At 43.5% G+C, this 12,124-nt stretch carries 16 protein-coding genes; 11 read left to right on the top strand and 5 right to left on the bottom strand.

Annotated elements, in window-relative coordinates:
- Window positions 1-2: 2 nt before the first annotated feature.
- Entirely contained in the window at window positions 3-1,439 is a 1,437-nt protein-coding gene (locus tag ACJVC5_RS09030; protein WP_408099046.1) for a hypothetical protein, read from the bottom strand.
- A 72-nt stretch (window positions 1,440-1,511) separates the two neighbouring features.
- Window positions 1,512-2,048 carry a shikimate kinase gene (locus tag ACJVC5_RS09025; RefSeq protein WP_408099045.1) on the bottom strand — a complete coding sequence of 179 codons (537 nt, stop codon included), beginning with the start codon at window positions 2,046-2,048 and terminating at the stop codon, window positions 1,512-1,514.
- Window positions 2,049-2,119: 71 nt separating this feature from the next.
- On the opposite strand from ACJVC5_RS09025, the gene ACJVC5_RS09020 reads away from it, so the two are divergent.
- From ACJVC5_RS09020 to fabF, 7 genes are all read left to right on the top strand, one after another.
- A complete protein-coding gene (locus ACJVC5_RS09020; protein WP_408099044.1) occupies window positions 2,120-2,656 on the top strand; it encodes a YceD family protein in 537 nt (178 codons plus the stop codon).
- A gap of 107 nt (window positions 2,657-2,763) precedes the next feature.
- Window positions 2,764-2,976 (top strand): 50S ribosomal protein L32, encoded by a 213-nt coding sequence (gene rpmF, locus ACJVC5_RS09015; RefSeq protein ID WP_408099043.1) that lies wholly within the window; start codon window positions 2,764-2,766, stop codon window positions 2,974-2,976.
- Window positions 2,977-3,079: 103 nt separating this feature from the next.
- Window positions 3,080-4,081: a beta-ketoacyl-ACP synthase III gene (locus tag ACJVC5_RS09010; RefSeq protein ID WP_408099042.1), complete on the top strand. Its 1,002-nt coding sequence runs from the start codon at window positions 3,080-3,082 to the stop codon at window positions 4,079-4,081.
- 8 nt (window positions 4,082-4,089) lie between these two features.
- On the top strand, window positions 4,090-5,022 hold the full coding sequence (gene fabD, locus ACJVC5_RS09005) for an ACP S-malonyltransferase (RefSeq protein WP_408099041.1): 933 nt from the start codon (window positions 4,090-4,092) through the stop codon (window positions 5,020-5,022).
- On the top strand, window positions 5,019-5,777 hold the full coding sequence (fabG, locus tag ACJVC5_RS09000; protein ID WP_408099040.1) for a 3-oxoacyl-[acyl-carrier-protein] reductase: 759 nt from the start codon (window positions 5,019-5,021) through the stop codon (window positions 5,775-5,777). The genes fabD and fabG overlap by 4 nt, the downstream gene beginning before the upstream one ends.
- Before the next feature lie 36 nt (window positions 5,778-5,813).
- Window positions 5,814-6,047, top strand: coding sequence for an acyl carrier protein (gene acpP / locus ACJVC5_RS08995; RefSeq protein WP_321397979.1), 234 nt, complete (start codon window positions 5,814-5,816; stop codon window positions 6,045-6,047).
- 132 nt (window positions 6,048-6,179) lie between these two features.
- The gene (gene fabF, locus ACJVC5_RS08990; RefSeq protein WP_408099039.1) at window positions 6,180-7,421 is read left to right on the top strand and encodes a beta-ketoacyl-ACP synthase II; all 1,242 of its coding nucleotides are present in this window, start codon (window positions 6,180-6,182) and stop codon (window positions 7,419-7,421) included.
- A gap of 32 nt (window positions 7,422-7,453) precedes the next feature.
- Here the strand turns inward: fabF and ACJVC5_RS08985 are convergent, their stop codons facing one another.
- A complete protein-coding gene (locus ACJVC5_RS08985) occupies window positions 7,454-7,861 on the bottom strand; it encodes a hypothetical protein (RefSeq protein WP_408099038.1) in 408 nt (135 codons plus the stop codon).
- Window positions 7,862-7,870: 9 nt separating this feature from the next.
- Complete coding sequence (locus tag ACJVC5_RS08980; protein ID WP_408099037.1) at window positions 7,871-8,275, bottom strand: hypothetical protein; 405 nt, start codon at window positions 8,273-8,275, stop codon at window positions 7,871-7,873.
- A gap of 144 nt (window positions 8,276-8,419) precedes the next feature.
- Here ACJVC5_RS08980 and ACJVC5_RS08975 point away from each other — a divergent pair, with 144 nt between their 5' ends.
- The 4 genes from ACJVC5_RS08975 to ACJVC5_RS08960 are packed head-to-tail and all read left to right on the top strand — an operon-like array spanning window position 8,420 to window position 11,467.
- Window positions 8,420-8,917: a YceI family protein gene (locus ACJVC5_RS08975; RefSeq protein ID WP_408099036.1), complete on the top strand. Its 498-nt coding sequence runs from the start codon at window positions 8,420-8,422 to the stop codon at window positions 8,915-8,917.
- A complete protein-coding gene (locus ACJVC5_RS08970; RefSeq protein ID WP_408099035.1) occupies window positions 8,914-9,288 on the top strand; it encodes a hypothetical protein in 375 nt (124 codons plus the stop codon). The genes ACJVC5_RS08975 and ACJVC5_RS08970 overlap by 4 nt, the downstream gene beginning before the upstream one ends.
- A complete protein-coding gene (locus tag ACJVC5_RS08965) occupies window positions 9,285-10,439 on the top strand; it encodes a hypothetical protein (protein ID WP_408099034.1) in 1,155 nt (384 codons plus the stop codon). Before ACJVC5_RS08970 ends, ACJVC5_RS08965 begins: the two co-directional genes overlap by 4 nt.
- Complete coding sequence (locus ACJVC5_RS08960; protein ID WP_408099033.1) at window positions 10,436-11,467, top strand: hypothetical protein; 1,032 nt, start codon at window positions 10,436-10,438, stop codon at window positions 11,465-11,467. Before ACJVC5_RS08965 ends, ACJVC5_RS08960 begins: the two co-directional genes overlap by 4 nt.
- On the opposite strand, the gene ACJVC5_RS08955 is transcribed toward ACJVC5_RS08960, so the two are convergent.
- Window positions 11,464-12,117 (bottom strand): hypothetical protein, encoded by a 654-nt coding sequence (locus ACJVC5_RS08955; protein ID WP_408099032.1) that lies wholly within the window; start codon window positions 12,115-12,117, stop codon window positions 11,464-11,466. The genes ACJVC5_RS08960 and ACJVC5_RS08955 overlap by 4 nt on opposite strands.
- Window positions 12,118-12,124: the final 7 nt, after the last annotated feature.

Raw genomic sequence — 12,124 nt, 5'->3', positions numbered from 1 at the left:
AATTAAATTGATAGCCTCTTAGCGCCTCTTTCATTAGTCATGAGACGCTTACCTTCTTCGGCCACTGCCAACTCTCCAAATTCTCTTTCAAAAATTCGAAGGTAATGCGCAGACGAGGCAGGAATAAGTTTAAGAATTGGATACATGTCTTCTGACAGTACCTGCGAGTTATCTTCAAAAAACTTCCAGTAACTGAATTGTTTAATGAATGATTGAAGCATGAGAGTTTCTGTTTCTACGTTCTCACGTGGAACAAAGAACACCACATGCCATGGTCCGAATAGAGAAAGTTTTGTGGTTTTCTGCAGACGACCTGAAAGCTGTAAAAAGAAATCGTTAAAGAACGATGACCAGAAAAATTTATTATGGGCGCGCTTCTTCGCGATGTTCGTAAGCGGAATAAGTGAAAGAGCGATGATTCTCATATCTTCGTCTTTTGTTTCCTTCTGCATGCGATCCATGTTGTCCATCGCCTCCCACATTGGAAGGAACTGATTCGCGTACTGAGGCAACTGCTGATAAAGCTTCAAGCGACGAAGGCTTGAACTCAGCATGGATTCGAGGACGTCCCAAGGGAAATTCACCATTCTCTCTTCAGTAAAAGAGATATACAGAAGCATGTCTGGATTATTGCTACCAGAGTAAATGCGGATCATGACCGGTGCCACATCAAAAAGATCATTCGCCACTTGGGTCGCCATGTCCTGGGCAAATTCTTCGATTCCCTGAGTATTGGCCTGTCCAAGCCATAGAGAAGGAAACGGATGATGCTTACGCTTAGAGATTTCCGGAGAAATAAGTTTCTGGCCGTTCTGATTTAACTCAAAGAGACCATAACCATGGGCCGCCTCCCACCCTTCCATTTTTTCCATGAGACAACGGGTGAAGTCCTGACGAGTTGATTCAGTTTCAATTTCAGCGCAAAGATTACGAATGAAATCAAAGTGCGCACGAAACTCTTCGGCCTCTGATCTCTCGGCAATGATTCGCTGAGAGCGGGCCTGCATTCTTTGCAGACGAACTTCCAGATCTTTCTTTTCACGGGCAAGTTTTAAAGTTTCCACACGTCTGGCGAGAATATTCATGATCTGAGCATTCAGAGAAACATCCTGATGTAGATAGCCCACTGGTGCCAGATTAAAAGTTGAAGGTAACAAGACCTTGGTTGAGTCTTTCGAATAAAAAGCATAAGCAAGAGAACGGTCCACCACTTTCGGATGAGTTTTAAACTGAACCGAACCTTGGCTCATTTTTGTCACATCAATAATCGCGAGATCAGGAAGTTCAAGTGAACAGGCACCCCAGAATTCTTCAAGGTTTTGGTAATGGTGTGCAAAGATATTTGATTGTCTAAGTGCAGATGCGATTTCTTTGGCGCTAACCAAATCATCCATCAGAATGGCCACAGATAGTTCAATCCCTTGAAGTGTGGTCTGCATACGGTCCTCCCGACCTAATGAAAAACTTTTTAACATGGTATCTCGGGCTTGGACCGATCGGCAACCTTACGGTTAAGAAACTCTCTCCCAAAATGCCTTCGCAAGCATCGTCAGATCAGAGCCTTTTGGATTCTCTATTCGCCAGGGAATTTGACTGAAAACCTGTTGGCGTTCTTCATAAATTCTGTGCAATTCACTCTTCCCTCTTTTAACCAGGGGCCGAGGCTCAGAAGTTTCCAAATGAAGTCGCTCCCAACAGTCTTCAAAAGGTGCGTGCAAATATACTATTCCGACTTTTCTACTCGTCTTATAAAGATCATATAATAAAGGAGAAAGCGTTCCTCCGCCTAAAGCGAGAACCCCTTTACCTTCTTCTTTGAGCCATCCTTCGAGCTCCTGTCTTTCGTAGAGACGAAACTTCTCCCAGCCATCTCGCTCGATCACTTGGGCCAGTTCCTTTAACCCCTTCCCCCGACTTTTCAAAATCAACTGATCGAGATCCGCAAATTCCCAAGCAAGGTCCGGGGCCATAAACTCAAGTTCCCGGAGAAAACTGGTTTTTCCAGCTCCTGAGAATCCGGCCATCAAAATTTTTTCGCATTTAGCCATATTGGCCCTTGTGAGTTCGTTATTTGTTTATTAATTAAACCAGAACTCATTTTAATGAAAAAGGTTCTCTTATGAATAAGCAAGAAAAGGTCACGCCGAAAATCAATTTGATTAAGCTCGCCGCCAATAATGCCATTGAATTCGAGCTTGATGCCGATACGGACTGGGTTCGCGAAATTCTGGTAGAAATGAACGAAAACGCCACGGAAAAGTCACCGGAGGCCTACCTTTCTGAGACTTCTCTTTATATTTCCGGAACGATTGAGAAAAAAAATAAACCAGATTTAGGCGAATTTTTGATCGTAAAAGGCAATATCGAGTCCGATTATGTCACTGAATGTGTTCGTACTCTGAAGCCTATGACGGTTCAATTGGACGTTCCGTTCAAGGTCGCTTTTATCGACGAGGCCATGGCCTCTAGCGAGCTTTTTGCTGAGATTGATGAGACATATATTGAAAATGACGTGTATGAGATCTACTTTTACAGCAAAAGAACGGTCGAATTCCAGGAAATGATCCACGAGCAAATATTCCTAAATTACAATCAGTACCCGGTTCTTGACGCGGATAGTAAGCTTGAGGGAGTTGACTCTGGGGACGCTCCATAGAGGTCGGAAATTTAGGCTTGGCAATGAGGTTATTCTGTATTAGAAATAGAACCTCATTTTTAAGAAAATATAATAAATAAGTATTCAGAGTAATATCGGAGGCATTTGTGGCAGTACCTAAGAAAAGAACCAGCGTATCTCGTAAGGGGTTAAGAAGAGCTGGTCAACATCATAAACTATACAGAAAATTCCCTCAGGCTTGTCCTAACTGTGGTGACTCTGTACTTCCACACACTGTATGCCCAGCTTGCGGTCACTACAAAGGTAAGCAAGTTTTCGAAATTAAAGTTAAAGCTGACACAAACGCAGCTGAAGCATAATTTTTTAAGCATTCAAAATTCAATAAAAAAGGCCATCGAAAGATGGCTTTTTTATTTGTGCTCAGGAGGAGCGCCAAGAAGATGACAATAAGAAGGATGATTTATGAAACTCTTCAATACAAAAATTCTCGGAACGGGAAGTTTCCTTCCGGACAAAGTAGTAACTAACGACGATCTTTCTCAAAGAATTGATACGAGTCACCAGTGGATCGTAGAAAGAACTGGGATTCACTCTCGTCGTATCGCCGATCTATCGAAAGGCGAATCGCCAAGTGGAATGGCCAAAGAAGCTGCATTAAAAGCAATCGAGGCCGCCAATTTAACTCCCAATGACATTGATTTGATTCTTCTGTCGGCAACGATGCCGGATCAAACTATGCCGAACACTGCTTCTGTACTTCAGGAGAAACTTGGCATCACAAACAACTGTCCAGCTCTTGATGTAAATGCTGCTTGTTCAGGATGGATTTATCTCCTTCCAATGGCGGACGCCATGATCAAGACCGGTCTTTATAAACACATTCTGGTTGTTGGTTCAGAGATGCTTTCATCGTTCAACAACTGGGACGACCGCAATACTTGTATTCTTTTCGGAGATGCTTGTGGTGCTGCGATCCTTGGACGTGCGGCAGAGAATGAAGACTCGCAAATTTTCTCAACGATCCTTTCATCAGACTCTACGAAGAAAGATCACCTGACTCTTTGGGCCGGTGGTGCAGTAAAACGCATTACACCTGAAGTGCTTGAAAAAGGTGAACAGTGGATGACCATGAACGGTCAGGAAATTTTCAAGGCCGCGGTAAAAACCATGGCCGCTCACTCTGAAAAAGTGATCAAAGATTCTGGCATGACCATGAACGATGTTGATTGGTTCATTCCTCACCAGGCAAACCTTCGAATCATCGAAGCAGTTGGAAATCGTTTCAATTTCCCTGCCGAGAAAGTGATTATCAACGTTGATAAGTACGCCAACACTTCTTCAGCGACTGTCCCAGTTGCTTTGGATGAAGCGATTCGTGATGGCCGCATTAAGCGCGGAGATAATGTGCTTCTTGCTGCTTTCGGTGCTGGTCTAACTGCCGGCGCGATCTTCTTAAAATATTAGGAGCCCTGATGAAAGTTACTGTTGTTTTCCCGGGTCAAGGGACCCAATACGTTGGAATGGGAAAAGTTTTTTCTGACTTCGCTTATTTTGAAAGAGCGAATGAGGCCGCTGGTTATGATCTGAAAAAGATCATGCTTGAAGGTCCGGCAGAAGATCTAAAACTGACTGAGAACACTCAACCAGCAATCGTTGCTCACTCACTTATGCTGTTTGATAAACTCTCTCCTCTCCTTAAGCAAAAAAACATCACAGTTGAGCGCGTGCTTGGTCACTCAGTGGGTGAATATGCCGCTCTTGCCGCTGCAGGTGCCATGACTTTTGAAGAGGCCGTGAAAGCGGTCCACTACCGCGGTAAATACATGCAGGAATCAGTTCCTGCCGGTAAAGGAACAATGTACGCGATCCTAAAACAAGAAGAAGCGGTGATCCGCGAAGCTTGTGAGGCCGCTTCTACTTCTGATGAAAAAGTTTCTCCTGCAAACTTCAACGAACCTTCGCAAATCGTGATCTCTGGTGACAAGCCAGCTTGTGAGCGCGCGATCCGTTTGATGGAAGATAAGACCGGTGGACGTGTAAAAGCGATCGAACTTCAAGTATCTGCTCCATTCCACTGCGCTCTTATGAAGCCAGCAGAACTAAAACTGAAACCAGTTCTGGATAACATTAAATTTCAACCATTGAAGTTTAACTACATCGCCAACATTGATGCGAAAGAATATCCAACTGACACAAATCCAGAGACGATCAAAGACAATCTTGTCAAACAAGTTTGCGGATCTGTGCTTTGGACTCACAGTATTCAAAAACTTTCTGACGACACAATCATTATCGAATGCGGGCCAGGTAAAGTTCTTGCCGGTCTGATCAAAAAAATTAACCCTAACTTAAAAGTCATCTCACTTGATTCTGAGACGGGCTTTTCTGAAGTCGAGGCACTATGACAGCAACGTATTCTGATTTAAAAGACAAAGTAGTTCTTGTAACAGGTGCCGCTCGCGGTATCGGTAAATCAATTGCTCTAACTCTTGCCGCTCAAGGCGCTCACGTGGTTTTTAACTACCGTGGAGATGAAGCAAAGGCCGCAGCTCTTAAAGAAGAAATTCAAGCGGCCGGTGGTAAGGCGACTGGTCTTAAATTTGATGTTACTGATTATGAGGCCATGACAAAAGCGATCGACGAGTTCACAAAAACTGTGGGCCCGATCTCTGGTCTTGTGAACAACGCTGGTATTTCAAAAGACACTCTTCTTCTTCGTTTAAAGCCAGATGAAATTACATCTATCCTTGATACGAACCTAAAAGGTTCAATGATGGTGACTCAAGCTCTTTCAAGAAACTTTTTAAAAGCTGAGAACGTATCCATCGTGAATATGAGCTCAATCGTGGGCCTTATGGGTAACCCATCTCAGGCCGCATACGCCGCTTCTAAAGCAGGTTTGATTGGTTTTTCGAAGTCAGTGGCAAAAGAACTCGCTTCTCGTAACGTTCGTTGTAATGTGATCTGTCCTGGTTTTATTCAGACTGATATGACAGACGCACTTAATGAGAAGGCCAAAGAGGAATATGCCAAGTCGATTCCTTTAGGTCGCATGGGTAAAGCAGAGGAAGTAGCTAATTTGACCTGTTTCCTTTTGAGCTCTGCGTCGAGTTACCTGACTGGAGAAGTGATTAAAATTGACGGCGGCCTATACATTTAATAAATTAGCGCATCTCACATTTTGGAGGATATTTTAATGGAATTACAAGACAAGGTAATTAAGCTCGTTTCTGAAGCAACAAAAATGGACGCAGCTAACATTAGCCTTAACACAAGCTTCGTTGATGACCTTAACCTAGATTCACTAGATATGGTTGAGCTTATGATGAAGATGGAAGACGAATTCGGCGTAGAGATCCCAGAAGATGAAACTGAGAATCTTAAGTCGATCGGCGACGTAGTTACTTACTTAAAGTCTAAATCTCACTAATTCGACATCTTGAAGCCACCTTCGGGTGGCTTTTTGCTTTTAAGCACACCCCTTTATTCCCCTTGAACTCTTTAAATGGTCCCAAGTTCTTGGTGATGGGTGAAACATAAGGGCCCAAAAAAAGAGTTCTATATGAAACTAAATAGAGTTGCTGTAACCGGGATGGGCGCAATCTGTGGTCTAGGGAATTCCCTGGATGAAGTTTGGAACAATGCACTTGCCGGAAAATCTGGAATTACAACATTAGAAAACCAATCGACTGAAGGCTGGGGTGTTACTTTTGGTGGTGAAGTGAAGAACTTCAAGCTTGATCCTGTTCTTATGGATCCAAAAGACCAAGAACGCTTTGACCTATTTAACCAATACGCTCTTCACGCTTCAGCTGAAGCGATCAAGCAAGCGAACCTTCTTGAGGCGAAATATAATCCAGCAAAAATCGGTATCATCTTCGGTACTGGTCTTGGCGGATTCCCGCACATTGAATCTAACCACAAAGCTTTCCTTGAGAAAGGTCCACGTCGTGTGTCTCCTTTCTTCATTCCATCAGTGATTCCAAACATGCCGGAAGGCCTGATCTCGATTCACTATGGTTTCCAAGGTGTAAACTTTGCGGTCGCTTCTGCTTGTGCTTCAAGTGCTCACGCTCTTGAACTAGCGGCGACTGAAATCATGCTTGGCCGTCAGGACGCCATGATTACTGGCGGTACTGAGGCCGTTATCACTGGATATACAATTGCGGGCTTCAATAACATGAAGGCCCTTTCTCGCCGTAACGAAGAGCCACATCGTGCTTCTCGTCCATACGATGTTGATCGTGATGGATTCGTCATGGGTGAAGGTGCTGGTATCATCGTTCTTGAAAACTACGATAAAGCGGTTGCTCGTGGAGCTCGAATCATCGCTGAAGTTGTTGGATTCGGTGCAAGTTCAGATGCTCACCACTTCACAGCTCCACATCCGGAAGGACTTGGTGCTCTTATTTGTATGAATCAGGCCCTTGAGCTTTCAGGTGTGCCGAAAGAAGAAATCGGCTACATCAACGCTCACGGAACTTCGACTCCGCTTGGTGACGTTGCTGAGACTGGTGCGATCAAAAAGGCCTTCGGTGATCACGCGTACAAACTAGCAGTGAGTTCGACAAAATCAATGACTGGTCACCTTCTTGGTGCGGCCGGTGGTCTGGAATCAATTTTCTGTATCAAGGCCCTTGAGACAGGCATTCTTCCTCCGACTATCAACCTTGATAATCAGGATCCTGCTTGTGATCTTTATTATGTTCCGAACAAGTCTGAAAAACGCGACATCAAGTACGCGCTTAACAACTCATTCGGTTTCGGTGGAACAAACTCATCGACGATTTTCAAAAAAGCCTAAAAAAAAAGGCCCTCAGAAGAGGGCCTTTTTTTTTACATATCTACAGTCTCTTTATCTCTACATTCCATATACAAGGTGCCAGCAGAATAAGTGGCAATGTCTGAAACACTTAAGTTCTTAGTGAATATTGGCATTCCATTATTATTGGCCAGGATCATCAGATCTCTAACGGCACTATCATCAAAGATAATTCTATCATGAGTCGTGCGATGAACTTTAAGTCTTCGTCCAGCGGCCAAACGACGGTCACGATCTCGGTCCATGTGAAGGGCGGTTAAGTTGGCACTGCCAACCAGAACAGCAATGGTCGAGTGAAGAAAATAAATGTCCTCTTGAACAACGACATCGCAATTTTTATCAAAGACCATGTCGTTCAGGTCATTATAAGCAAAAGAAGAAAAAGCACTTAAAGCACAAAATAGGCCTAATAGAAGTTTCATATATGGTCCTTAGATATCAATTGTTGGTTTAACGTTACAAATAAGTTTCAATTTCTTTTGTGACCAGGCCTCAAAATCTGCGGCCTTCACACGGTTGAGCTCATGACAAAGATTATTTTGATAAATGCAGAGGCTTTCAACATGCTTGTCGTTAAAAACAATATAGTTTTCGTCAGCGTGAGAAATTTTTAAAACTCGTCCTACTTTCAGACGACGATTATTAGAATTATCAATTTCTTTCATCACGAGCAAAGTCTGACCGGCGGTTGCTGAGTCCTTAGAATATTGAACGACAACATCCTGGGAGACCTCGATCTGGCATCTCTTTTCTCGAAGGAGATCAGAAAGCATTTGTTCTTTGGCAAAGACTGAGAATGAAGACACAAGCACTGTAAGAAAAAGCATGAGTTTCATTTTGATTCTCCGGACAAGTTTTTGAGTAGTATCTGGGAATTTCCGTCCAAAAGGACAAGAAGAGGTCTTTATTTCATGGGTGTTTAATAGTTAGACAGACCTTTTCTTTGACAACGCTATTCAATATTGATGGAATTAAACCTCATGAAACTATTAGCATTTGGACTTCTTTTTTGTTCTAGCGTTTTGCATGCCCAAAATATTGTACGGGTCTATGCGACCCTTATCCCAAACACGGGCTCGTTTGAAGCGACCAGTGAAAAGGCCAAGGGGCGCCTTTTAAAGCAAGGCCAGGAATTTACTGCAGATCGAATCAGTGTCTTCGTGGACTCTTTTACCACCGGAAATGGGCTAAGAGACAAGCACTTTGCCGAGCATATTGGAGGAGGCCCAAAGCTTCCCCACCCAAGAATTGATCTTACTGACCTTAAGGCCGGCCAAGGAAAAGGGACCGCAAATCTTACCCTAAATGGAGTGACCAAACCGGTGACTATCACTTACTCGTCCAAAGATAAGTATGTGGACGCCAAGTTTGAAGTCAGCTCTTCAGAGTTCAATCTCCCTAAAGCTCAGTATCTTGGGATCGGCGTCGAAGATAAGGTCAAAGTTTCCGTTAAATATTACTACGAGAAAAAACCATGAAACTGCTTCTTCCCCTACTTCTTCTTCTCGTAGGCTGCCAGGACTACAACTCAAATTCTTCTGACCGCTTTAAATACGGTCCAGCTATTTTGGATGAAACAGATCCAAATTTTGCCCAGGCCTATAATACGATTCAAACTCGTTGTACGAGCTGCCATAGTTCGAACATTCACGATATCTGGGCCACCTATAAGAACAATAATGCCTGGCTCGATTCAGGACTTATTCAAAGAGGCGACCCGGACAACTCTTACTTCATCCAAAGAATTATCAACTATGGAGGAGCGAGTTCAAACATGCCTCAAGGTGGAAGTGCACTTTCAGATGCTGAATATCAGCAACTCAGAAAATGGGTAGAAGAAATTCCATGAAAGCATTTGCTCTTTTTCTATCGCTCTTATTTGTAAGTTTAACGGCACAGGCGTATCCAAACTTCATTGGACATAACTACACGTCATGCTTGAACTGTCACTATAACCCTTTTGGTGGCGGGCCACTGACAGACTATGGTCGTGCTGTTTCGGCCACAACCATTTCATCTCGCGCTTTGTACCCTAAATCATGGGACGAAGAAAAAATCGCCTACACCTCTGGCTTTCTTTTCCGTAAACCAAAACAGAATTGGCTCAGGACCCAAGTTAACTATCGTGGTTTCCAGCTCGTGAGAAATCCTGGTTCGAAAGAATCAGAGTCTAAAGAATGGATCAACATGCAAGCAGATGCCCGTGTTGTTTTGAAATTTGGTGAAAATGATAAGTTCGTAACAACTGCAAACTTTGGATATGCACCAGAGCCCAAGTCTTCCATCCCTGGAGATGAACAAGGCGAATGGCGAAGCCGCGAATACTACATGGGATATCGCTTTACTCCGCGCCTTGGTGTCTATGCTGGTTTGATGGATAAGATTTACGGTATCAGAGTTATTGAGCACATTGCCTATAGCCGTGCCCTACCTCAAGTGGCCCAGAATGATCAGACTCATGGAACTGTCGTTCACTATGTAGGAGAGACATGGGAAGGCGGGGCCCAGTTTTTCATGGGTAACTTATCTCAAGATAAAGACATTCAGATGAAGGGATATAGCGGAACTTTCGAGAAGACTGTTTTCGACATTCACCGTCTGGGTGCTTCTTTTATTTCTTCACAGAACGATTACCTTGAACTGACGTCGGCAGCTGTCCATGGTCGCTTCAATCTCAAAGAGGGCTCTGCCCTACTCATGGAAGTGGGCCAAACAGTTCAAAAGCAAAAAAGCAATGATGAAGAAACTACTGCACGCTATGGGCTTCTTCAGGCCTATCTAAGACCAGTACGTGGTTTCTACTTCCTTACCAATGTGGAATACATTCAAAGGGACATCAAAGAAGATCCTTATACTGTACGTTGGGGACCAGCACTTCAGGTATTTCCTATCCAACGCCTGGAACTGCGCTTCGATATTTATAACACTCGAAACTTTACGCCAGATGCTTCTACAAAAGACAGCTGGATGTACTTATTCCAGACACACGTATGGTTATGATGCTAAAGCTTTTGATCCTCATTGTGGTCTCTTTAAATTTCTCCCACGCGGCAGAGATCAAACCGATGTTTGCGCGCAAAGAGTATAAAAGAATCGTTGATACTTATAATTCTCCTGAGAAATGGAAGGACCTCACTACAAAAGAAATGGTGATGCTTTCTTATTCCTTACGGAAATTAAAAAGATACCGTGAAGACTCGAAAGTCATTTTTAAAATTTTAAAAAGAGATCATGCCAAAGATCATGCGGACATTCGCAAAAAGATCCGCAATAAAGAAACTCTTGATTCAGAAGATTATCCGAAATCGCTGCCTATTTATTACTGGTATATCTACAACGATTTTGCGGACATACTTTTAAGTCACAATAAACTAAGTGCTAAACTCGAAGAAGATAAAAAAATCTATATTATCTTCCGACAAATCGTGAGCGAACTAGAGTTCCGCGAAGGGAAAGCAGAAAAACTAAATGATAAGGTCATGACTCACCTTCAGTATCTTGAAGACAAGGTCTACTACTTCACTTTCAGTATCAACCTTCAATACGTGAGCTGGCAGCATGATGCCACTCTTCATCGAAGCAGCTCCAATACAAATACCGGCCTGATCATCACTAATCAGGGTTATTGTCTGGGGGGCGATGTAGGGATTGAGAATGGTTTTTACCACTTCCTGCTTGATGGATGCTTTCTAGTGGGCTCAGGGGGCGTTAGTGCCTACGGTGACTCCAACATTACCTATCAACAAAATATCCCTGCCACAGGTCTAAAAATTGGTCCAATGGCCTCTATGATCGTTTCCAGCTCTAAATCGCGTATTGGGATTGGTCTTCCTATTATCTATACTTCTCAGAAGCTCACACAGCCTTCTGATACAGACTATAAAGTTGAAGAAGAAAGCCCAATTTCCGCTCTCGCCACCATTAATTCACGCTGGCAGTTTGGGAAATGGTACCTCCGCGCAGAATTCGGTCAATACTTCAAGAAGCAAGAAAGCTTCTGGGGCATGGGTTTCGGTCGTCAATTCTAAAGCACTTGCCACTCAGGTGAAACACACATTGTTAGAACGATGTTTTTCCAAGCGTCTTCTGTGCCACTGCTGACATTAGAAATGGCCTTTAAATCGTCGACGATTGCAGAATCGGCCTGCTCAATGGGAAAGAACAATGACCACGCTTTTTGAATAGAAGCGGCCGTAGGTGCGGCCCATTTATTATCAGGGAAAATCTTTGCCTTTATCACATCCATCCGGGCCGTATCATTGACCAGTCTTTCGCAGACCTTGGTTGTGAGTGAATATCTCATGGGATTGTTGTTCAAGTTCTGAACCACTCCCATCCCGGTAAAACACTGTTCACGAGGGAACTCTATTGTGGTCGCACTTAAATCAGAAGGTGCATAAAAATCACAGGCCCCGCCAAACTCTACTTTTTGATAGATGTCTGACTGGATATAAGTGGCAGCAGAAGTGCCTTCAGCATTAAACACTTGAAGCAATACCGACTCAACATACGAGCGGTCTGCCATCTGAATTTCAGAAGCATATGTAAGTTGCGCCTGCTTTTCTTGAAAAGCGTTGGGAGCGCGAAAGACAAGCCCTTCTTCCTGTTTTTTTGCCACGGGTGCTTCACAGGCCGCAAGCATAAGAAGAGAAATAATCAACGTACAACTTTTTAACATAACTTAT

The sequence above is a fragment of the Peredibacter sp. HCB2-198 genome (genome assembly GCF_045999315.1).
Taxonomy (GTDB): Bacteria; Bdellovibrionota; Bacteriovoracia; order Bacteriovoracales; family Bacteriovoracaceae; genus Peredibacter.
Note: the sequence above shows the minus strand (reverse complement) of the source record. Positions and strands in the feature narration are given on the sequence as shown.